The sequence below is a fragment of the Amycolatopsis sp. 3B14 genome (genome assembly GCF_050958625.1).
Classification (GTDB): Bacteria; Actinomycetota; Actinomycetes; order Mycobacteriales; family Pseudonocardiaceae; genus Amycolatopsis_E; species Amycolatopsis_E thermoflava.
Map to the genome: position 1 here is coordinate 32,082 of NZ_JBHZEN010000051.1, position 22,149 is coordinate 54,230.

The following is a 22,149-nucleotide window of genomic DNA, read 5'->3' on the forward strand; positions in this document are numbered from 1 at the left end:
ACAGTTTCAGGAGCGCGGCAGCCCCAGCAGGCGTTCCGCCGCCACCGACAGCAGGATCTGGGTCGTGCCGCCGGCGATGCTCAGGCAGCGTGTCAGCAGGAACTCGTGTTGCGCCGCCGCCGTCTCGTCCGTCACCAGGACACCCGGCGGGCCGAGCAGTTCCAGCGCCGCCTCCGCCGCGGCCTGCCGGTGCCGCACGCCGATCAGCTTCCGCACGCTCGACTCCGCCCCCGGGTCCTGCCCGGCCAGCCGCCGCAGTGTCGAGCGCAGGTCGAGCAGCGCGCACGCCGAACCCTCCACCACCAGCGCACCGAGCCGTTCCAGCACCGCCGGATCCGGCTCACGCACCGCCGCCAGCAGCGACTCCACCGCCTCCCCGACCGACGAACCGCCGCTCATCGCCACGCGTTCGTTCGCCAGCGTCGTCCTGGCCAGGCGCCAGCCGCCGTTCACCTCGCCGACCACGTTCGCCGAGGGCACGAACACCTCGTCCAGGAAGACCTCGTTGAACCGCTCGACCCCGGTGATCTCCCGCAGTGGGCGGACGTCGATGCCTGGTGACGACATGTCGACCAGGAAGTAGGTGATGCCCTGGTGCTTGGGCGCGTCCGGATCGGTGCGCGCGAGGCAGATCGCCCAGTCCGCCTCCTGAGCGAGCGACGTCCAGACCTTCTGCCCGGACAACACGAACCCACCGTCCACTTCGGTCGCCCGCGTCCGCAGCGACGCCAGGTCGGAGCCGGCCCCTGGCTCGCTGAACAACTGGCACCAGGTCAGCTCGCCGCGCAGGGTCGGCATCACGAACCGCCGCCGCTGCTCGTCCGTGCCGTGCTCCAGGATGGTCGGCACCGCCCAGGCGCCGATCACCAGATCGGGCCGCGCCACCCCGGCGCGGGCCAGTTCGGCGTCGATCACCAGTTGCTGCGCCGGTGTCGCGTCCAGCCCGTAGGGCGCGGGCCAGTGCGGCATCAGGTAGCCACTCGTCGCCAGCCGCTCCCGGCGCTTCCCCTCGGGCAGCGCGGCGATCTCCGCCACCGTCGCCCGCACGGCCGGGTCGAAGTGCTCGGACAGGTCGACCCCCAGCTCGCGCCGCACCCCCGCCAGCGCGAGCGACGCCGCCGAGCGGCGCCACGCGGCCGAACCGCCCAGCCACTGCCGCAACGCCACCGCGCGGCGCAGGTACCGGTGCGCGTCGTGCTCCCAGGTGAACCCGATCCCGCCGAGGACCTGGATGCAGTCCTTGGCGGTGTCCACCGCCGCGTCCAGCGCCCCGGCGGCCGCCACCGACGCGGCGAACTCGTGCTGCTCCGGCGTCTCGCCGGCGGCCCGCGCCGCGTCCCACGCCAGTGCCCCGGCCAGTTCGGCCCGGCACAGCATCTCCGCGCACAGGTGCTTGACCGCCTGGAACGACCCGATCGGCCGGCCGAACTGTTCGCGCACCTTCGCGTGCTCCGACGCCGTCGCCACGCACCAGCGCGCGATCCCGGCCGCCTCCGCCGCGGCCAGCGTCGCCGCGAAAACCCGCAGCTCAGCGCCCTCGAACACGGTGCCGTCACCGTCCCGCAGCCGGCCGTAGGAGCGGGACAGGTCGAACGACTCGACGGTTTCCGCCCCGCGCTCGCGCACGCTCCACGTGGCGCCGTCGGCCACCAGGACGTGGGTGGCGTCCGCGTCGAGCACCGGCCCGTCCGGCGACAGCGCCACGCCCGCGCTCGCCGAGCCGTCCGCGAACGCCGGGAGCAGCTCCTTCGCCACCGGCGATCCGCCACGGCGCCCCAGCACCAGCGCCGCCAGCACGGTCCCGAGCACCGGTCCCGGCACGAGCGCGGCCGCGGCCTCCTCGACGGCCACCGCGGCGTCGGCGACCGTCCCGCCCGCGCCGCCCAGGTCCTCCGGCACCCCGATGCCGAACACGCCGATGGCGGTCAGGTCGTCCCGGCTCCTGGCGCCGGAGCGGATCGTCCCAGCGAGCGCGCGCTGCTCCGCGGTGAGGACTGACATGCGACTCACTATAGAACGTGTTTCAGTTTTGTGGCCAGATCCACTCGATGCGCGAGATCAGGAGGCGGACCGGTAAGCTGTGCAGTGAAACTGAAACAAGTTCCGGAGCAGGTGCCGATGGCCGCCAAAGCGAAGACGTCCACCCAACCGAAGAACGGGATGAGCGCGTTGTCCAGCGACGAGCTCGGTTCCGCCGCGCAGCGGGACCGGCGACGGCGCATCATCGACGCGACACTGGCACTGGCGTCCAAGGGCGGGTACGACGCCGTCCAGATGCGGGCCGTGGCCGAGAAGGCCGACGTCGCACTGGGCACCCTCTACCGCTACTTCCCGTCGAAGATCCACCTGCTGGTCTCCGGCCTGGCCAGGGAGTTCGAACGCGCGCACGAGAAGCTGCAGCGGACGAGCATCCCGGGCGACACGCCGAGCGAGCGGCTCATCTTCGTGCTCAGCCGCAACACCCGGCTGATGCAGCGCGACCCGCACCTGACCGAGGCGATGGTCCGGGCGTTCATGTTCGCCGACACCACGGCCGCCGCCGAGGTCGAGCAGGTCGGGCGGCTGCTGGAGAGCATGTTCGCGCGCGCCATGGGCATCGAGGAGCCGACCGAGCACGACCGCGCGGTCTTCCACCTCATCGCCGACGTGTGGATGGCGAACCTGGTCGCGTGGGTCACCCGCCGCGCGTCCGCCGCCGACGTCGCGAACCGGCTGGAGCTGTCGGTGCACCTGCTGCTGGACAACGCGCGCTGATACCGATCGGTCGCGATCCGTCGCGGCAGTTGGGAACTCCCTGGCAGCCGGCTGTGAGTTCCCTGTAGATCACGGAAATCCGGGATCGGGCTGCAACAAGCCGCGATCATGGCCGCGTTTGTGTGGTCATGAGAAGCAGGACGGCCGGCAAGGTCGTGCTCCCGGCCGCGGTGTTCGGCGCCGTGACCATGCTTATCTTCACGGTCCAGCACCAGCCGCGGGCGTCTTCGGCGAGCGAAGTCGTGCAGGTGAGCGCCCCGGTGGCGTCGACGACGACCCCGGAGCCGTCGCCACCACCCGCCACCGAGTCCGACCCGGCGCCGGCCGCCGACACCCCGCCGGCCCCGGCCGAGGACGACACCGTCGCCCAGCGGGTGCAGGACCTCGCGCGGACGAAGGTGGCGAGCGCCGAGGTCGGGGTCGAGGTGTACGACCGGCAGACCGGCGTCGTCCTGACGCAGCTCAACGCCGACCAGCAGTTCTACTCGATGTCCGTGGTGAAGCTGCTGATCGCGCTGGACGTGCTGCGGGAGAACGGGTGGGGCCTGCCGGCGAGCAGCACGCAGACCCAGCTGACCAGGATGATCACCGCCAGCGACGACGGCATCGCCAGCAGCCTGTGGGTCGCGCACGGCGGCACCGCCATCGTGACCCGGATGGCCAGGCTGATCGGGCTGACCGGCACCGAGCCACCGTCGTCGGCGGGCCAGTGGGGATCGACGAAGATCACCGCCGCGGACATGGTCAAGGTCTACAACTACATCGAGGACGAACTGCCACAGGCCAGCCGCGACCTGCTCTACAACGCGATGTACCACGCCTCCGAACACGGCTCGGACGGCACGGACCAGTACTTCGGCATCCCGGACGGGCTGCCCGGCACGACGTGGGCGATCAAGCAGGGCTGGGGCACCAGCGGTTCGCAGGCGGTGTACAACACGACGGGCCTGCTCGGCGCCGACGCCAGGTACATCGTGATCGTCCTGACCTCGGCGCCGTCCCGCTACTACCGGACCCTGCCGTCGGCGCTCACCGCCGGCACCGCAGCCCTGCAGCCGCTGGTCAGCTGACGCGCGGCACGAGCGCGGCCAGCGCGTCGAGACGGCGCAGCGTGTCGCCCTCCGACGCGGCCGGCAGGCCCAGCGTGACGCGCTCGGCCCCGGCCTCGGCGTAGGCGTCGAGCAGCGCCGGGTCCGGTGGCGCGGACGTCGCGGTCACCGGAACCGATCCGGCCTGCGCCACCTGTGCCGCGGCCGCTTCCGGATCGCGCAGGGCGTTGGGGAGCCAGCCCGCGTCCAGCCGCTTCGCGCGGTCCAGCGCGGCGGTGCTGTTGCCGCCGATGTAGACCGGCACCTCCCGCGCCGGCTTGGGCCACTGGAACACCGGGTCGAAATCCACGTGCACGCCGTGGAACTCGGCCTCGTCGTTCGTCCACAATGTCCGGAGTGCCTGGATCTGTTCGTCCAGCAGCGCGCCACGGGTGCGCGGGTCGGTGCCGTGGTTGCGCATCTCCTCGCGGTTCCAGCCGACGCCCACGCCGAACAGGAAACGCCCGCCGGACAACAGGTCGAGGCTCGCGACGGACTTCGCGGTGTGCAGGACGTCCCGCTGGATCAGCAGGGCGATGCCGGTGCCCAGCTTGAGCGTCGTGGTCGCGGCGGCCGCCGCGACCAGCGCGACGAACGGGTCGAGCGCCCGGTAGTAGGCCCGCGCCATCTCGCCGCCGGCCGGGTACCGGGTTTCGCGGCTGACCGGGATGTGCGAGTGCTCGGCCACGAACAGGGTGTCGAACCCGCGCTCCTCGACCGCCTTCGCCAGGACGTCCGCCCGCGCGCTCTCGTCGGTGACGAACGTCGAAATGCCCAGCTTCACCGGTAGCCCTCCGCGAGGGCGGCGAGCTCGTCGAGCTTGGTGAGCGTCTCCGATTCGGGGCGGGTGCCGAGCATGAACGTCACGCGCTCCACCCCGGCCTCGGCGTACCCGGCCAGCGCCTCCTCGCTGCGGCCCGCGCCGAAGACGGTGAACGGGACGTCGGGGCGGCCCTGCTCGGCCAGCCAGGCGCGGACGCGCTTGATCTCCGCAGGCGGGGTGTGCGACCGCGGCATCCAGCCGTCGGCGTGATTGAGGAGCCGGGTGAGTGCCGCCTCGCTCTCGCCGCCCACGTAGATCGGCGGGTGCGGGCGCTGCACCGGCTTGGGCCACTGCCAGATCGGGTCGAAGTCGACGTGCTTGCCGTGGAACTCGGCCTCGTCCTGCGTCCAGATCGCCTTGAGCGCGTGGATCTGCTCGTCGATCAGGGCGCCGCGGGTGCGCGGCTCGGTGCCGTGGTTGCGCATCTCCTCGCGGTTCCAGCCCACGCCGACCCCGAAGGCGACGCGGCCGCCGGACAGCAGGTCGAGGCTCGCGACCTCCTTGGCGGTGTGGATGACATCGCGCTGCACCAGCAGGGCGACACCGGTGAAGAGCAGCAGGTCGCGGGTCTCCGCCGCGGCCGCGGTCAGCGCGATGAACGGGTCCAGCGTGCGGTAGTAGACGCGGGGCAGCTCACCGCCGCCGGGGTAGGGGCTCTCCCGGCTGACCGGGATGTGCGAATGCTCGGCGAGCAGCAGCGAGTCGAACCCGCGCTCCTCCAGCGCGCGGCCGAGCGCGCCCGGCCGGATGCCTTCGTCGGTGATGAACGTCGAGATCCCGAACTTCATGCTCCGACGTAACTCCCGGACCAGGGCGCGCTATTCCCGCTCGCGCCGGGTGCCGCCGGGCCTCACCCGGCGCCGACCGCGGCGGCGACCCGCTCGCGGGCGCTCGCCGCGTCCGGGGCGGACAGGGCGAGCTGCGCGAGCTCCGCGCATTCGGCGGCGGTGTGGGCCGCGAGCGCGACGCGGACGGCGGGCAGCGCGGACGGCGCCATCGACAGGCTCGTCACCCCGAGGCCCACCAGCACCAGCGCCAGCAGCGGATCGCTCGCCGCCTCGCCGCAGACCCCGACGGGCTTGCCCGCCGCCGTGCCTGCCGCGCCGGTGGCGCGGACCAGCTCGAGGAGCGCGGGCTGCCACGGGTCGAGCAGGTCGGCCAGCTCACCGGCCATCCGGTCGGCCGCGAACGTGTACTGGCCGAGGTCGTTGGTGCCGATGCTGACGAAATCGCAGGCGCCGAGGATCGCGCCTGCCCGCAGCGCGGCCGCGGGCACCTCGACCATCGTCCCGGCGACCGGAAGCCCGTGCGCGCGGGCGGCGCCGGCGAATTCCGCGGCCTCCGCCGGCGTGGACACCATCGGCGCCATCACCCACACCTCGGCCGTGCTGCCGTCGCGGGCGGCGGCGATCGCGGTCAGCTGGTCCGCCAGCATCCGCGGGTGCCGCCGGGCCAGTCGCAAACCGCGCACACCGAGCGCCGGATTGGGCTCGTCACCGTGGTCGACGAACGCGAGCGGCTTGTCCGCGCCCGCGTCGAGCGTGCGCACCACGACCTTGCGACCGCCGAACGCCTGGAACACCTCGGCGTAGCTTCGGCGCTGCTCCTCGACCGACGGCTCGTCGGCCCGGTCCAGGTACAGGAACTCGGTGCGCAGCAGGCCCACGCCCTCCGAGTCGGCCGCTGCCGCGGCCGCGAGGTCACGGGCCGCCCCGACGTTCACCAGCAACGCCACCGGAACGCCGTCCGCGGTCCGGCCAGGGCCGCTGGAGGCCGCCAGCGCGGCAGCCTGTTCGGCCGCCTCGGCCTCCGCCGCCTCGACGAGCGAGGCCGCCGGGTCGACGACCACCTCCCCCGTCGCGCCGCGGACGAGCACCGGCGTCCCGTCGGTCAGCGACGCCGCGCCGGCACACGCGACCACCGCCGGGATGCCCAGCGACTTCGCCAGGATCGCGGTGTGGCTGGTGGGGCCGCCCAGCTCGGTCACGATCGCCCGCACCCGCCCGGCGTCGAGGACGGCCGTGTCGGCGGGCGCGAGGTCCCGTGCGACCAGGACGAACGGGTGTCCCGGGTCGGGCACGCCGGGCATGGGGACGCCGAGGATCCGCGCCACGGTGCGGTCCCGCAGGTCGTCGACGTCGGCGGCCCGCTCGGCGAGGTAACCGCCTGCCGCGGTGAGCACGTCACGGAACCCGGCGAACGCGTCGGCGACCGCGTGCGCCAAGCCCCGTCCGTCCTCCAGGCGCGCCCGGATCCGGTCCACCAGCGCGGGATCGGCGACCATCATCGACTGCGCCAGCAGGACGTCCGCGGCCGCACCACCGGCCTGGGCGGAGCGTTCGTCGAGAAACGCGGCCACCTCGGCCAGCGCCACGCGCGCCCGCTCCACAGCGGCAGGCACGTCGGCTTCCGGCGCGTCCGCCTCCGGCAGCCGCGGCGGTTCGGCCAGCCGGGCGACCGGGCCGTGCGCGACACCCGAGCTGACGCCGATCCCGGTCACCGGGCGGAGGACTACCTCACCCATCGTGGTTCGCCGCCACGATCGCGGCCAGCTCGTCGAGCGCCTGCTCGGCCTGCGGACCGTCGGCGCTGAGCACGACCTCGTCCCCGCCCCGGGCGCCGAGGCCGAGCACGGACAGGATGCTGCGGGCGTCGACGGGGTCGGCGCCGTCCTTGCCGATGCTCACCGGCACCGGCTGCGCGGCGGCGGCCTTGACGAACAGGGCGGCGGGACGGGCGTGCAGGCCCACGGTGGACCCGACGACGACACGGCGTTCCGGCATGGCAGTTCTCCTCGGGCGTCAGGCCGCGACGGCCTGGGTGGACGTTTCGGGGGTGGCCGCGGCGGGCGCGCGGTCGCGGCCGACGCTCTTGGCGAGCAGCACGCACCCGCAGGTGACGAGCGTGCCGATCGCGACGGCGAGCAGGAACAGCAGCGGGTTGCCGATGAGCCCGACCACCCAGATGCCGCCGTGCGGGGCCGGCGAGGTGGCGCCGAAGGCCGCGACCAGCGCACCGGTGGTGGCGCTGCCGACCATCAGCGACGGGATGATCCGGAACGGGTCGCCCGCGGCGAACGGGATCGCGCCCTCGGTGATGAACGACAGCCCGAGCAGCCAGCCGGCCTGGCCCGCCTGCCGCTCCGCCGGGGTGAACCGGTTGCGGCGCACCAGGGTGGCCAGCGCCAGCCCGAGCGGCGGCGTCATGCCGGCCGCCATCACCGCGGCCATGATCACGTAGTTGCCGCTGGCGAGCGCGGCCAGGCCGAAGGTGTAGGCCACCTTGTTCACCGGGCCGCCCATGTCGAAGGCCATCATCAGGCCGAGGAGGGCGCCGAGCACCCACGCGCTGCCGCCGGACAGGCCGGACAGCCAGTCGCTCAGGCCGGTCTGCGCGGCCGCGATCGGCTCGCCCACCACGACGACCATGAGGAACCCGACGACCAGCGTGGACACCAGCGGGATCACCACGACGGGCATCACCCCGGCCACCCCGCGCGGCACCTTCAGCTTCTTCAGGCCCAGCGTGACCGCACCGGCCAGCAGACCGGACACGAGACCGCCGAGGAACCCGGCGCCGGTCGCGGTGGCGAGCAGGCCGCCCACGATGCCGGGCGCGATCCCCGGCCGGTCGGCCATGCCGAACGCGATGAACCCGGACAGGATCGGCACGAGCATCTCGAACGCCAGCGACCCGATCTTGAACAGCACCCCGGCGATCCCGGCCTGGCTCATCAGGTCGGACACGTTCTCGATGCCCGGGTAGGTGACGCCCTGGAAGTCGCCGCCGCCGACCTTGGCCGCGACCTCCGGGCCGCCGATCAGGAACGACAGGGCGATGAGGATCCCGCCCGCCGCGACGAAGGGGATCATGTAGGACACGCCGGTCATCAGCCACTGGCGCAACCGGGTGCCGACGCCCGCGGAACCGTCCACCTTGGACGCCAGCTCGGGCGCGGACGGCGCGACTGGGGCCGCGCCCTCCTCGGCCGCCTTGACGGCCTGCGCGATCAGGCCGGCGCCGTCGTTGATGGCGGCCTTGACCCCGGCCGTGACCGTCGGCTTGCCCGCGAACCGCTCCCGGTCCCGGACGTCGACGTCCGCGGCGAAGACCACCGCGTCGGCCTCGGCGATCCGGGCTGCGTCGAGCGGCGCGGACCCGGCCGCGCCCTGCGTTTCCACGGTCATCTCGTGCCCGGCGGCCTTCGCGGCCTGCTCCAGGGCCTCGGCGGCCATGTAGGTGTGCGCGATCCCGGTCGGGCATGACGTGACTGCCACGAACTTCATCGTCCGAGCACCTCCTCGCGGACGAGCTGGACGACCGCGTCCGCGTCGGGCGCGTCGAGCAGCGACTGGCGGAACGACTGGTGGACGAGGCGCCGGGCGAGCTGGGCGAGGATGGTCATGTGCTCCTCGCCGCCGCCCTCCGGCGCGGCGATGAGGAAGATCAGGCGGGCCGGGCCGTCGGAGGCGCCGAAGTCGACCCCGGCGGCGGACCGGCCGAACGCCAGCGTCGGTTCGGTGACGAACGCCGAGCGGGCGTGCGGGATGCCGATGCCGCCCTCGATGCCGGTCGGCATCTGCTCCTCGCGCTTGCGGATGTCGGCGAGGAAGCCGTCCAGGTCGGTGACCCGGCCTGCGGCGACGAGCCGTCGCGCGAGCCCGGCGGTGACCTCGGCGCGGTCGGTGCCGGGGACGTCGAGGTCGACCAGATCGGCGGTGATGAGTTCGGCCATCGGTATCACTCCTTGAGTTCTCGGTCGGCGTCGACCGAAGGGTGGATCGTGACGCCGATGCGGGCGACATCGGCGGGTGCGGGCATCCGGCTGCCGGGTAGCGCCGCGGCGGCGGCGCCCCAGGCCAGCGCCCTGGCGAGGGCGTCCCGGCCGGCGCCGCCCGAGGCGAGGAAACCCGCGAGCAGCGCGTCACCGGCGCCGACGGTGCTGCGCGCGACCGGGACGGGCGCCTCCCCGTGCAGGGCGGCGCCGTCGTCGACGAGCACCGCGCCGTCGGGCCCGAGACTGGCCAGGACTGCTCGGGCGCCGCGCGACCGCAGGACTCCGGCCGCCACGACGGCGTCGCCGAGCGTGCGCACCGGCATCCCGGCGCAGGCGGCCAGCTCCTCCCGGTTGGGTTTGACCAGGTCCGGACCCTCGGCGAGGGACCGGTCGAGCGCCGAGCCGGACGAGTCGACCGCGACGCGCAACCCGGCCTCGTGACCGCGCCGGACCAACCGGGCGTAGGTGTCCCGCGGCGCGCCCGGCGGCAGGCTGCCACAACCGGCGAGCCAGACCGTGCCGTCCTCGCACGCGGCGAGGGCCGCCTGCAGCAACGCTTCCGCGTCACCGTCGGAGCACAGCGGGCCGGGCAGGTTGAGCTTGGTGACCACGCCGTCCGGCTCGGCGAGGGTGATGTTGGTGCGGGTGACGCCGTCGATGGGCACCTGCCGGACCGCGACCCCCTGCTCGTCGAGCAGTTCGGTGAGCCGCCGCCCGTCGGCGCCGCCGGCGAACAGGACGGCCGCGGTCTTGCGGCCGTGCGCGGCCAGCGCCCGCGCGACGTTGACGCCCTTCCCGCCGGGGTCCAACCGGGACGGTCCGGCGCGCAGGACTTCCCCGCGCCGCAGGGCATCCACCTCGACGGTGTGGTCGAGGCTGGGGTTGGGGGTGACGGTGACAATCACGCCGCCACCACCCTCGCGACGGCCGGACGCCGCTCCTCCGCTGCCCCGGCGCGCAGGACATCACCCCGCCGCGGGGAACTCACCTCGAGCATGTGGCCGAGGCTGGGGTTGGGGATAGCGGTGACGATCACGCCAGCACCACCTCGGGACCCGCCGCGCGTAGCTCCTCCGCAAGACCGTCGTCCAGGCCCGTGTCGGTCACGAACTTGTCCACTTCGGACAGCTCGCCGAAGCGGGCGAGGCAGTCGTTGCCGACCTTGGTGTGGTCGGCGAGCACAACCGTGCGGCGGGCGGCGCGGATCATCGCGCGCTTGACCGCCGCCTCCCCGATGTCGGGCGTGGTGAGCCCGCGCTCGGCGGAGATGCCGTTGGTGCCGACGAAGGCGACGTCGACGAAGGTGTCGGCGAGCGCGCGCAGCGTCCAGTCCTCCACCGCGGCGAGCGTGCGGCCGCGGACCCGGCCGCCCAGCAGCAGCACGGTGAGCTGCGGGCGGAGCGCCAGCTGCGGGACGACCGACACGGCGTTGGTCACCACCGTCAGCTCCCGGTCGGACGGCAGGATCTCGGCGAGCCGGGCAGTGGTGGTGCCCGCGTCGAGGAGGATCGCGCCCTCGTCGGGCACCTCGGCGAGGGCGGCCTTGGCGATGCGCTCCTTCTCGGCCGTCATCACGGCGTCCCGGTCGGCCAGGCCGGGCTCGAACCCGAGCCGCTCGACCGGGATGGCCCCGCCGTGCACCCGGCGCAGCACCCCCTGGCGCTCCAGCACCGTCAGATCACGCCGCACGGTCTCCGTGGTGACCGCGAAGTTCGCGGCGAGCCAGGACACGTCGACGCGGCCCAGACTGCGGGCCCGCTCGACGATCTGCTGCTGACGCTCCTCTGCGTACATGTGGCTTCCTTGCCGTCGCCGTGTTGCTTTGTTTGGTTATATGTGGTTTCGAGTGGGGTTGTCAAGGCATGAAAAACTCCCCGCCGCGGGGACACCGCGGCGGGGAGCTCGGCCCCGCTGGCTAGATGTTGCGCCGGTACTGGCCGCCGACCTCGAAGAAGGCCTCCGTGATCTGGCCGAGCGAGCACACCCGCGCGGCGTCCATCAGCACCCCGAACAGGTTCTCGCCGCGGGTGGCGGCTTCGCGGAGCGCCTTGAGGGCCTGCTCGGCGTCGTGGCTGTGCCGCTGCTGGAAGTCGGCCAGCCGCGTCAGCTGCGACTGCTTCTCGTCCTCCGTCGCGCGCGCCAGCTCGACCTCGACCTCGTCCTCCTCCGGGTGCGGGTTGCGGAACGTGTTCACCCCGACGATCGGCAGCGTGCCCTCGTGCTTGAGCCGCTCGTACAGCATCGACTCGTCCTGGATGCGGCCGCGCTGGTAGCCGGTCTCCATCGCGCCCAGCACGCCGCCGCGCTCGGCGATCCGGTCGAACTCGGTGAGCACGGCCTCCTCGACCAGGTCGGTCAGCTCGTCGATGATGAACGAGCCCTGCAACGGGTTCTCGTTCTTCGACAGGCCCCACTCCTTGTTGATGATCATCTGGATGGCCATCGCGCGGCGCACCGAGTTCTCCGTCGGCGTGGTGATCGCCTCGTCATAGGCGTTGGTGTGCAACGAGTTCGCGTTGTCGTACAGCGCGCACAGCGCCTGCAGCGTGGTGCGGATGTCGTTGAAGCTCATCTCCTGCGCGTGCAGCGACCGGCCGGAGGTCTGCACGTGGTACTTGAGCTTCTGCGAGCGCTCGTTGGCGCCGTAGCGCTCCTTCATCGCGACCGCCCAGATGCGGCGCGCGACCCGGCCGAGCACCGAGTACTCGGCGTCCATGCCGTTGGAGAAGAAGAACGACAGGTTCGGCGCGAAGTCGTCGATGTGCATGCCGCGGGCGAGGTAGGACTCGACGTAGGTGAACCCGTTGGCCAGCGTGAACGCCAGCTGCGAGATCGGGTTCGCCCCGGCCTCGGCGATGTGGTAGCCGGAGATCGACACCGAGTAGAAGTTGCGCACCCCGTGCTCGATGAACCACTCCTGGATGTCGGCCATCATGCGCAGGCTGAACTCGGTGGAGAAGATGCAGGTGTTCTGGCCCTGGTCCTCCTTGAGGATGTCGGCCTGCACCGTGCCGCGCACCTGGCGCAGCGTCCACTCGCGCAGATCCTCGGCCTCCGCGGGCGTCGGCTCGCGCCCGTGCTCGGCGCGGAAGGCGTCCATCCGCTGGTCGATCGCGGTGTTCAGGAAGAACGCCAGGATCGTCGGCGCGGGGCCGTTGATGGTCATCGACACCGACGTGTTCGGCGCGGTCAGGTCGAAGCCGTCGTAGAGCGCCTTCATGTCGTCCAGCGTCGCGATGGACACGCCGGAGGTGCCGATCTTGCCGTAGATGTCCGGTCGCGTGTCCGGGTCGTGCCCGTACAGCGTCACCGAGTCGAACGCCGTGGACAGGCGCTTGGCCTCGGAGTCGGCCGAGAGGTACTTGAAACGGCGGTTGGTGCGGAACGCGTCGCCCTCGCCGGCGAACATGCGCGCCGGGTCCTCGCCCTCCCGCTTGAACGGGAAGACACCCGCGGTGTACGGGAAGTACCCGGGCAGGTGCTCGCGGCGCAGGAACGACAGCAGCTCGCCGCGGTCGGTGTAGCGCGGCAGCGCCACGCGCGGGATCCGGTTGCCGGACAGGGTTTCCCGCCACAGCTGGGTGCGCAGCTCCTTGTCCCGGATGCGGACGACCAGCTCCTCCTGCCGGTAGGACTCGGACAGCTCGTCCCAGCGCTCCAGCAGCCCGGCCACCGACGGGTCCACTTCGGACTCCGCCTTGGCCAGCAACGCCTCGATCGGGCCGGTGTCCGCGCCGTCCGCGGCCAGCGCCTCCTTCGCGGCCCGCAGCTGGTCGACCTTGCGCACGGCGGCGACCTGGTCCCGGGTCTTCTCGTGGTAGCCGCGCACCGTGGCGGCGATGTCGGCGAGGTAGCGCTCCTTCGACGCCGGGATGATCACCGTCGCCCCGGTGGACACCTTGGTGTCCACCTTCGGCAGCTGACCGGCCGACACCGACAGGCCGCGCTCGGCCAGCGCGTCCCGCAGGTACTGGTACAGCGCGGTCACGCCGTCGTCGTTGAAGCGCGCGGCGCTGGTGCCGAACACCGGCATGTCCTCGGGAGCGACGCCAAACGCCTCGCGGTTGCGCACCATCTGGCGCGCCACGTCGCGGCGCGCGTCCTCGGCTCCCCGGCGCTCGAACTTGTTGATCGCCACCACGTCGGCGAAGTCCAGCATGTCGATCTTCTCCAGCTGCGACGCGGCGCCGAACTCCGGCGTCATCACGTACAGCGAGTAGTCGACGTGGTCCACGATGCCGGCGTCGCCCTGCCCGATGCCGGGGGTCTCGACGATCACCAGGTCGTAGCCGGCGGCCTTGCACGCCAGCACGGCCTCGTCCAGGCCCTCCGGCACCTCCCCGCCCGCCTGCCGGGTCGCCAGCGAGCGGAAGTAGACCTGCGAGCCGTCCAGGCCGTTCATCCGGATCCGGTCGCCCAGCAGCGCGCCGCCGCCGCGGCGCCGGGTCGGGTCGACCGCCAGCACCGCGATGCGCAGCTTGTCCTCCTGGTCCAGCCGGAAGCGCCGGAGCAGCTCGTCGGTCAGCGACGACTTGCCCGAGCCGCCGGTGCCGGTGATGCCCAGCACCGGCACCGTCCGGGCGCGCGCCGCCTCCGTGATGCGGGCCAGCCGGTCGCCGGCGACGCTGCCGGCCTGCAGCTGCGTGATGAACCGCGCCAGGGACGGCACGTCGCCGGCGAGGAGGTCGTCGTCCGACCCGGCGGGCACCTCCGCCAGGTCGTAGTCGCACTCCTTGATCATCACGTTGACCATGCCCGGCAGGCCAAGCTGGAGGCCGTCGTCCGGGGAGAAGATGCGCGCGACGCCGCGGGAGTGCAGCAGCTCGATCTCCTCGCGCACAATGACGCCGCCACCGCCGCCGTACACCTTGATGTGCCCGGCGCCGCGTTCGTTCAGCAACTCGACGAGGTAGCTGAAGTACTCCACGTGGCCGCCCTGATAGGCGCTGATCGCGATGCCGTGGGCGTCCTCGCTGATCGCGGCCGTGACGACCTCGTCCACCGACCGGTTGTGGCCGAGGTGGATGACCTCCGCACCCTGCGACTGCAGGATGCGCCGCATGATGTTGATCGAAGCGTCGTGCCCGTCGAACAGACTCGAGGCGGTGACGAACCGCACCGGGTGCACGGGACGGTGAAGGGAGGCGTTCATGCCTCAAAAATACTTGGACTTCCTACTATCGCAAACCCAAGCGTGACCGCGGCGACATCCACCGCGGGACCGTAACGATTCAGTGAGCGGGCAGCACGAAGGCAGCGTCGACCGGACGGGTGCCGGGCCCCCGACCCGGCACTTCCCCTGGCTACCGCGCCGGCGTCAGCGCGTGCCGGCGGCGCGCATCGCGATCCACTGCCGCATCGCGTACTCGACCAGCGTGATCAGCGTCTGCTTGGTCGACTCGCGGTCGCGGGCGTCGCAGCGCACGATCGGGATGCTCTCGTCGATCGCCAGCGCCTCGCGCACGTCGCTCAGCTCGTGGTGGAGCTGACCGTCGAAGGTGTTGACGCCGATGATGTAGGGCAGCCTGCGGTCCTCGAAGAAGTCGACGGGCGCGAACGAGTCCGCGAGCCGCCGCGTGTCCGCGAGCACCACGGCGCCGATCGCGCCCTTCACCAGGTCGTCCCACATGAACTAGAACCGCTGCTGACCCGGCGTCCCGAACAGGTACAGGATCAGGTCGCTGTCCAGAGACACGCGGCCGAAGTCCATGGCCACGGTGGTGGTGGCCTTGTTGGGTGTCTGGTCGAGGTTGTCGATGCCGCGGCTCGCGTCGGTCATCATCGCCTCGGTGGTGAGCGGCACGATCTCCGAGACCGAGCCGACGAAGGTGGTCTTGCCGGCACCGAAGCCACCGGCCACCACGATCTTGGCCGAGGTCATGGTCTGCGGCGCGGTCTGCCGCGGTGCCTTAAAGCCGACGGAGTCCACTCAACACCCTTTCCATCAACATGAGATGCGCCTCGGCGTCGTCGTTGGTCGACATAGTGCGGTGCACCGTGACCAGCCCGGCATCGGCGGCATCGCTGATGAGGACTCTGGCCACGCCGATCGGGACCCGCAGCAGCGCTGCGATCTCCGCAACCGACCGCGGTGTCCGACATTCTTCCATGATCGAGCGGTGCTCGAACTGCACGGTCAACGCTCCGGCGTCGAGCCGGGCGAGGACGGCGTCCTGGACGGAGATCAGCGTCTCCAGCTCCAGGGCGACCCGGGCCTTGGTGCGGCCGCCGGTGAGCGCGTACGGGCGCACCACGGCGGTCTCCTCGGCAGGGTGGATCTCGGGCTCCTCGCGCCGGAACGGCACGGGCCGCGACGGCTGGGCGGGCTGGACGGGTTCGAAGAACCCGCTGCCCGGCGAGGAGTCGAACAGGCTCGCCGGCCGGGCCGGGTACTCCGGCTGGGGCGGCGGAGCGGGTGCCGGCTGCGGCGACGGCGTCAGCTGCGGCGCGGGCGGCGCCTGCTCGGCCTGTGGTGCTTCGGGGGCTTCCGCCGTGTCGTTCCCGGGCTGCCGGTCGCGCTGCTTCTTGCGCTTCCGGCGGCCGCGCCCGGAGTCCAGGCTGAAGCTGTTCATCACGTCGGCGAACGTCGGCTCCGGTTCACCGCCGGACGTCGGGGAGCCACTCTCGGATCCCGTGGTCATGTCGGCATCATCCCACCGGTTCACCGATCAGGGGCCCCGCGGCCCCTTGCAGCTGAGCCCGCAGTTCGGGGGTGAGGATCTGGCCCACCCGGTCGACCAGCATGGTCATCTCGTAGGCGACCTGGCCGATGTCGCAGTTCGGGGCGGCCAGGACCGCCAGGCAGGAGCCGTCGCTGATGGACATCAGGATCATGATCCCGAGCTCCATCTCCACGACGGTCTCGTTGACCGCGCCGGCCTCGAAACACCGCGCCGCGCCCTGGGTCAGGCTGACGAGCCCGGAGGCCACCGCGGCGAGCTGGTCGGCGCGGTCGAGCGGCAACCGGTTCGAAGCGGTCAGCAGCAGGCCGTCGGCCGAAACGACCACCGCGTGCGCCACGCCAGGCACACGCTCGGCGAAATCATTGACCAGCCATCCGAACTGGTTCTGTGGCTGCGGCGTGGTCATTCACCCTCCATGGTTCCTTGATCGGGGTCGGCGGACTGAGCGGTCCGGTGCCTTCCACGCTGAACACCTTGCTGGAAACTGCTCAGCCTGCCACGCACATCCTGCGGGTCACGACGTGTCCGCGGCGCCGGGGCGGGGGCCCCCGGGGCCAGTGCGCTGCCGGGCAGCAACTGCTCACCGCGGCGCCGCTTGGGCAGCCCGGCCGCGGTGAAGTTCGAGGGCGGCGACGAGGAGACGGTCTGCACCGCGGCCCAGCTCTCGTCCGAGGCGAACGACCAGGCGCCGTCGCCGCCTGCCACGGCGTCGCCCTGCCGCTGCTCGCTCTGCCGCTGCTCGCTCTGCGGCTGCTGGCTGTGCGGCTGCGGCTCGGCTGGGGTGTCCGGCGCGGGTCCCGGCCGCTGGAAGAGGCCGGTGCCCTCGCTCTGGAAGAGACCGGCGCCGCTGTCCGCGCGCGGCTGCCGCTGGGGCAGGCCAGTGTCGGCGGACTTGGGCTGCCGCTGCGGCAAGCCACCGGCCGACTGCGCCTCGCTGCGCGAGGCCGCCTCGTCCTTGGACTGCCGCTGAGGCAGACCGCTCTCGGCCTGAGCCGAAGCCGACTGCCGCTGAGGCAGCCCGCTGTCAGCGGGCTTGGGCTGCCGCTGCGGCAAGCCGCCCGCCGGCTTCGTCTCGCTGCGCGAGGCGGCGTCCTTGGACTGCCGCTGGGGCAAGCCCGGCTCGGTCCCTTCCGCAGCCTTCGGCTGCGGAAGGCCCGGGTCGGCCTGGGCTGCGGGCTCCTTCGACTGAGCGCGCTCGGTCTCCGCACCCTGCGAGGCGGCCTTCGGCTGGCGCCGCGGCAAGCCGCTGTCGGTCGCTCCCGCCGCCTTGGGCTCGCGCTGGGGCAAGCCCGTGTCCGGCGAACCGGCCGCCTTCGGCTCGCGCTGCGGCAAGCCCGCGTCCGACAAACCGGCCGCCTTCGGCTCGCGCTGCGGCAAGCCCGCGTCCGACGAACCCGCCGCCTTCGGCTCGCGTTGCGGCAAGCCCGCGTCCGTGGACTTCGCCGCGGGGGGCTCGGCCGTCTTCGGCTGGCGCCGGGGCAGGCCGTTGTCCGCTGTTTCGGGCTGGCTGGGCTTCGCGCCTTCCGTGACCGAGCCGCCGGCGGCCTCCGGCTCCCGCTGGGGCAGGCCGGCGTCCGTCGACCCGGCCGCCTTCGGCTCGCGGCGCGGCAAGCCGGCATCCGTCGAACCCGCCGCCTTCGGCTCCCGCCGCGGCTGGCCGGTCTCCGGCGCGGCCGCGGGCTGGGCGCTTTCCGAGGCGCCGGGCTTCGGGCGGCGCTGGGGCAGGCCGCTGTCCAGCTGGGGAGCCTCCGCCGACGGGCGCGGCTTCCGCTCCTCCACCGAATCCGGGGCAGCAGCGCCGGGGCGCGGGTCCTTCGCCGAGTCCGCGGCAGCAGCTCCCGGGCGCGGCTGACGACGCGGCAGCCCACCCTGCTCAGCCCCCGACGAGGCCTCGCTCGCCGTAGTCGCCGCAGTGCCCTCCGCGCTGGCAGCGCTTTCCGGCACCGCAGCGCCTTCGGGCTGGTCGCGCTTCGCGTGGCGGGCCCTGTTCACGCCGCGCTGGAAGCTGCTCAGCCGGCCCCGCACGTCCGCCGGGTCGCGGACCGGGATCTCGCGCTGCGGGTTCGGCGCCGGGGTCTCCGCCGCGGCACTGCCGGGCAGCAACTGCTCGCCACGGCGGCGCTTCGGCAGGCCCGCATCCGTGAACGTCTTCGGCTCCACCTGGGACGCCGCCTGGACCGCCCGCCAGTTCTCGTCGACCGCGAAGTCCCAGCCGCTGGCCGCCTTGTCGCCCGGCGCGCTCTCCGCCTTGTCCGAAGTGGACTCGGCAGTCTTCGAAGCGGCGGCCGGCGGGTCGTCGCTGCGGAACCAGGCCGACAGGGTCTCGTCGAAGATCGGCGTCGTCTCGCGGCGCGACGGCGGCGGCGTCGCGGGCTTCGGCTCGTTCGCCGCCGAGCTCCACCACTCCGACAGCGGGCTGCTGTTCGCCGTGAACAACGCCTTGCCGCTCGGCAGCTCGCCCGGCGCGGGCTCCGGCTCCGGCTCCGGCTCGGCGGGCACCTCGGCAACAGGAGCGGGCGCGGGCGCCGCGGGCTCCTCCCCCTCCGCCGGGATCGGCGTGAACAACGCGGTACCGGAGATCTCCAGGTCCGACGGCGGCCGCGGCGGCAAGACACCCGAGTGCCCGTTCTGCGTCCAGGACGGGCTGCTCGCCCCGTCGCCCGGCGTCGGCGCCTGGCCGAAGTTCGCCAGCGCCTCCGGCCGCCCGGCGCCGTTGACCGTGCGCCGCCGCGGCAGCGCGGTCGACGGGTCCGGCCGGGCCGGGGCGGGCGCGGGAAGGTCCATCACGAGGTCCGCGGGCACGGTGACGGTCGCCCGCACACCCACGATGTCCTTGCCGCCGTGCAGGACCACGCCGATGTCGTGGCGCCCGGCAAGGCGGCCGACCACGAACAGGCCCATGCGCCGCGAGGTCGCGAGGTCGACCGTGCCCGCCTCGGTCAGCCGGGCGTTGGCCTCGGCGACCTCGGCCTCGTTCATGCCGATGCCCTGGTCGATGATGTCGATGACCAGACCGCCGTGGTCGGCGGCGCGGGTCGTCACCGTCACCTGGGTCTCCGGCGCGGAGAACGCGGTCGCGTTGTCCAGCAGCTCGGCGACCAGGCGCATCAGGTCGCTCGCCGCGAAGCCGACGATGCGGGCCTCCGGCGGCGTCTGCACGACGACGCGCTGGTACTGCTCGATCTCCGACACCGCCGCGCGCAGCACGTCGGAGGTGGTGACCGGCTGGCCGGAGCGGCGGCCCGGCTCGGCGCCGGAGAGCACCATCAGGTTCTCGTTGTTGCGCCGCATGCGGGTCGCGAGGTGGTCGAGCTGGAACAGCGTCGCGAGCTGGTCGGCGTCCTCCTCGTCCCGCTCCAGCCGCTCGATCAGCTGCAGCTGCCGCTGCACGAGGCTCTGGCTGCGGCGCGAGAGGTTGACGAACACGCTGCTGTAGCCGGTGCGCATGTTGGCCTGCTCGACCGCGAGCCGCAGCGCCTGGCTGTGCACCGCGTCGAAGGCCTTGGCCACCTCGCCGATCTCGTCGGTGGTGCCGACCGACAGCGGCTGCACGTCGGTGCTCTGCTCGCGGCCCTCCTGGATGTTCTGCACGGCGGCGGGTAGCTGCCGGTCCGCGACGTCCAGTGCGCCGGCGCGCAGCATCCGCAGCGACTGCAGCAGCTGGCGGGTGATGAGGATGACGACCGCGGCGGTGACGACGAGCGCGAGGAACAGCAGCACCGCGAGCAGGCCCGCGTCGGTGCCCGCGCTGTCCGCCAGGTCCGCGGAGGTGGTCGTGAGCTCGTCGCCCAGGCTGTCGCTCACGGTGTTCAACGCGGCGATCACCGACGCCGACACCGCGGTCCACTGCTGGGCCGAGATGCCGCGCAGCGCGCTGGGCACCGAGGCGCCCTCCGCCGCGAGCACGCCGTTCACCAGGCGGCTGCGGGTGTTGAAGTCCTGCCCCATGACGGAGCGGTCGAACTGGGCCTCCTGCGCGGAGCTGGCCGCGGCACGGAAGTCGGCGAGCCGGTCGGTCAGCCGCAGCTCGGCCGTGCGCAGGTCGTTGAGCTGGCTCGGGGTGAGGTTGCCGCGCGCGATGCCGTAGCCGAGCAGCGCCTGCGCGGTGGACGCCTCCTCCTTCACCACCAGCACGTCGTGCAGCGCGCTCGGCGTGCCGCCGATGGCGTCGTCGCCGATGCCTGCGACCAGCGCGGTGTCCAGCCCGATCAGCGATTCGGTCATCTCGCTGTAGGCGGCCAGCGCCTGCACCGCGTCGAGGCGGCCCTCGGCGACCTGGCGGCGGACCTCCGGGAGCCGTCCGACCGCGGCCTGCGCGGCTTCGCCGGGCGCGCGGACACCGTCGTCGGCGTCCGCGGCGTGCCCGGTGGCGCTGCTGACCGGCCCGGTCGCCTCGTCCACCAGCCTGCGGGCGGCATCCAGCTGCGGCGAGCTGCCGACCGTGCCCTGCGTGAGCAGCGCCGCGGTCTCGGTGCGCTCCTGCTGCAGCGCGTCGACGAGCGTGCGGACCGTGCCGTTCAGCTCGACCAGCCGGTTCATCCGCTCGTAGTTGCCGGAGCGTTCGACCTGGTTGCCGATCGTGATCCCGCCCAGCACCAGGGCGACCACGATGGGCACCAGCGACACGGCGGCGAGCTTGGCGGAGAGCCGCCAGTCCCGCCAGCGCGTGAGCGTGGCCCACTTCGACGGCTCCTTCGGTTGCTGGCCGAGGAGCTGTCCCACAGGCACTTGGCCCTGTCCTGCAACGGTCACGAAGGTGACTCCCTGTCCGGCGTCTGCTGTGCGTGGTGGGCCGGACCCGTGCCGGAGCGCACGGCGACGGCACCGCGTGGCCTCAACCGCATGGCTCTCCTCATCACGGGTGGAACTTCGTCGCTTCTCCTGCAGCCCCAGCCGACGGCGCTGTCCCGGCCGCCCGCCGTCCCGCCGGACCGGCCCGGCGCCGTTGCCGGTGCATCATGCGGTGTGCACGATGTCGCGCACAACACCGGTTTACGCTCGGTCACAGCGAGTCAGCGTGGCCCCGGAAGCGTACACCAAACGGGCTCAGCCGAAGCCCGCCGAATCCGGCGGTGCTGACCTGCGGAAATACCGCTGGTGACAAGGGGTTTACGCGAAATGCCTTGTCAGGGCGACACAAGTGGGGTGCGTGGTTACGGGAGGGCACGCCCACACCGTGGACCTGTCACCCACTTAGCCCAGAGTTTACTGGGATGAACCGGAAAATCCGCACCGACCGTGCGGACGCGCCGTGGTGGCGCGGGCTAATACCGCCCGATCTTGTGGCTTTCGCTGTGATGTGGATTTCTGCCCGGTCACCGCCATTGGCCAGCGTTTTCCCACCACCGCCGCGGTGTTGCGCGCCCTGACGCCCCTTACCCCTTCCGGGGACGGCACCCCGCGCCAGTTCACAGCCGGTTACGTGCTTCGGCCGAATCCCGCCCGCCTTTCGCCCGATCAGCGGATTAACCCGTCCGGGTGTCGCAGACCCGCTTCACTCTGAAGAGGTCCTCCGATGTCGGAGGCGCAGGTCGGCGTAGTTAGCATGTGCGCTCCCGAAGGATTTTCGCCGACTTCGCTCGCTCGCCGGGAGGCAGAGATGCAGAACGTCGCCCGCACCGCTGCGCGCAACCCCGTGGAGGACACGGGACAGATGCGGCCGCTGTTCGGCAGCAGCCCGACCACCCCCGAGCCGCCCGGCCCGCGCCGCCGGACGGGCCCCGACTTCGTCGCGATCCAGCGCAGCGAAGAGTTCAGCGCGCTGCGCAGCCGGTTCCGCCGCTTCGTGTTCCCGATGAGCCTGGCGTTCGTGCTCTGGTACCTGGTCTACGTGCTGCTCGCCGCGTACGCGCACGGCTTCATGAGCATCAAGGTGTTCGGCGAGGTCAACGTCGGGATCGTCCTCGGGATCCTCCAGTTCGTCTCGACCGCCGCGATCACGGCCGCCTACCTGCGGTTCGCGCGGCGCCGGATCGACCCCGAGGTGGACGAGGTCCGCCGCCAGGCAGGAGTGCAGTGACCCCG

17 protein-coding genes and 1 pseudogene are annotated in these 22,149 nt (G+C 72.6%); 3 read left to right on the plus strand and 15 right to left on the minus strand.

Annotation, left to right across the window (positions count from 1 at the left end; translation table 11 throughout):
• Positions 1–6: 6 nt before the first annotated feature.
• A complete protein-coding gene (locus ACCP09_RS27235) occupies positions 7–2,001 on the minus strand; it encodes an acyl-CoA dehydrogenase family protein (RefSeq protein WP_433751419.1) in 1,995 nt (664 codons plus the stop codon).
• 117 nt (positions 2,002–2,118) lie between these two features.
• On the opposite strand from ACCP09_RS27235, the gene kstR reads away from it, so the two are divergent.
• The gene (kstR, locus tag ACCP09_RS27240; protein WP_433751421.1) at positions 2,119–2,754 is read left to right on the plus strand and encodes a cholesterol catabolism transcriptional regulator KstR; all 636 of its coding nucleotides are present in this window, start codon (positions 2,119–2,121) and stop codon (positions 2,752–2,754) included.
• Positions 2,755–2,882: 128 nt separating this feature from the next.
• Positions 2,883–3,824, plus strand: a complete 942-nt coding sequence (locus ACCP09_RS27245; protein WP_433751423.1) for a hypothetical protein — start codon at positions 2,883–2,885, stop codon at positions 3,822–3,824.
• Here the strand turns inward: ACCP09_RS27245 and ACCP09_RS27250 are convergent.
• The 14 genes and pseudogenes from ACCP09_RS27250 to ACCP09_RS27315 all read right to left on the minus strand — a co-directional run bounded on the left by ACCP09_RS27250 (position 3,817) and on the right by ACCP09_RS27315 (position 20,847).
• On the minus strand, positions 3,817–4,626 hold the full coding sequence (locus ACCP09_RS27250; protein WP_433751424.1) for an LLM class F420-dependent oxidoreductase: 810 nt from the start codon (positions 4,624–4,626) through the stop codon (positions 3,817–3,819). The genes ACCP09_RS27245 and ACCP09_RS27250 overlap by 8 nt on opposite strands.
• The gene (locus ACCP09_RS27255; RefSeq protein ID WP_433751426.1) at positions 4,623–5,453 is read right to left on the minus strand and encodes an LLM class F420-dependent oxidoreductase; all 831 of its coding nucleotides are present in this window, start codon (positions 5,451–5,453) and stop codon (positions 4,623–4,625) included. Before ACCP09_RS27255 ends, ACCP09_RS27250 begins: the two co-directional genes overlap by 4 nt.
• A 62-nt stretch (positions 5,454–5,515) precedes the next feature.
• On the minus strand, positions 5,516–7,189 hold the full coding sequence (ptsP, locus tag ACCP09_RS27260) for a phosphoenolpyruvate--protein phosphotransferase (RefSeq protein WP_433751428.1): 1,674 nt from the start codon (positions 7,187–7,189) through the stop codon (positions 5,516–5,518).
• On the minus strand, positions 7,182–7,448 hold the full coding sequence (locus tag ACCP09_RS27265; protein WP_017983790.1) for an HPr family phosphocarrier protein: 267 nt from the start codon (positions 7,446–7,448) through the stop codon (positions 7,182–7,184). Before ACCP09_RS27265 ends, ptsP begins: the two co-directional genes overlap by 8 nt.
• A gap of 18 nt (positions 7,449–7,466) precedes the next feature.
• Entirely contained in the window at positions 7,467–8,951 is a 1,485-nt protein-coding gene (locus ACCP09_RS27270) for a PTS fructose transporter subunit IIC (RefSeq protein WP_433751430.1), read from the minus strand.
• Positions 8,948–9,400, minus strand: a complete 453-nt coding sequence (locus ACCP09_RS27275) for a PTS sugar transporter subunit IIA (protein ID WP_027935010.1) — start codon at positions 9,398–9,400, stop codon at positions 8,948–8,950. The genes ACCP09_RS27270 and ACCP09_RS27275 overlap by 4 nt, the downstream gene beginning before the upstream one ends.
• Positions 9,401–9,405: 5 nt before the next feature.
• Positions 9,406–10,347, minus strand: a complete 942-nt coding sequence (pfkB, locus tag ACCP09_RS27280) for a 1-phosphofructokinase (RefSeq protein ID WP_433751433.1) — start codon at positions 10,345–10,347, stop codon at positions 9,406–9,408.
• Positions 10,344–10,478, minus strand: coding sequence for a hypothetical protein (locus ACCP09_RS27285; RefSeq protein ID WP_433751435.1), 135 nt, complete (start codon positions 10,476–10,478; stop codon positions 10,344–10,346). The genes pfkB and ACCP09_RS27285 overlap by 4 nt, the downstream gene beginning before the upstream one ends.
• Positions 10,475–11,236 carry a DeoR/GlpR family DNA-binding transcription regulator gene (locus tag ACCP09_RS27290; RefSeq protein WP_378364120.1) on the minus strand — a complete coding sequence of 254 codons (762 nt, stop codon included), beginning with the start codon at positions 11,234–11,236 and terminating at the stop codon, positions 10,475–10,477. The genes ACCP09_RS27285 and ACCP09_RS27290 overlap by 4 nt, the downstream gene beginning before the upstream one ends.
• 121 nt (positions 11,237–11,357) lie before the next feature.
• Positions 11,358–14,594, minus strand: coding sequence for a fused isobutyryl-CoA mutase/GTPase IcmF (gene icmF / locus ACCP09_RS27295; protein WP_433751437.1), 3,237 nt, complete (start codon positions 14,592–14,594; stop codon positions 11,358–11,360).
• Positions 14,595–14,759: 165 nt separating this feature from the next.
• Positions 14,760–15,323, minus strand: a pseudogene (locus tag ACCP09_RS27300) (GTP-binding protein).
• Between the two features lie 28 nt (positions 15,324–15,351).
• Entirely contained in the window at positions 15,352–16,083 is a 732-nt protein-coding gene (locus ACCP09_RS27305; protein ID WP_433751439.1) for a DUF742 domain-containing protein, read from the minus strand.
• A gap of 7 nt (positions 16,084–16,090) precedes the next feature.
• The gene (locus tag ACCP09_RS27310; protein WP_017983799.1) at positions 16,091–16,531 is read right to left on the minus strand and encodes a roadblock/LC7 domain-containing protein; all 441 of its coding nucleotides are present in this window, start codon (positions 16,529–16,531) and stop codon (positions 16,091–16,093) included.
• On the minus strand, positions 16,528–20,847 hold the full coding sequence (locus ACCP09_RS27315) for a nitrate- and nitrite sensing domain-containing protein (protein ID WP_433751455.1): 4,320 nt from the start codon (positions 20,845–20,847) through the stop codon (positions 16,528–16,530). Before ACCP09_RS27315 ends, ACCP09_RS27310 begins: the two co-directional genes overlap by 4 nt.
• Before the next feature lie 877 nt (positions 20,848–21,724).
• Here ACCP09_RS27315 and ACCP09_RS27320 point away from each other — a divergent pair.
• Positions 21,725–22,144, plus strand: coding sequence for a DUF485 domain-containing protein (locus ACCP09_RS27320; protein ID WP_027935005.1), 420 nt, complete (start codon positions 21,725–21,727; stop codon positions 22,142–22,144).
• The last annotated feature ends 5 nt before the right edge of the window (positions 22,145–22,149 follow it).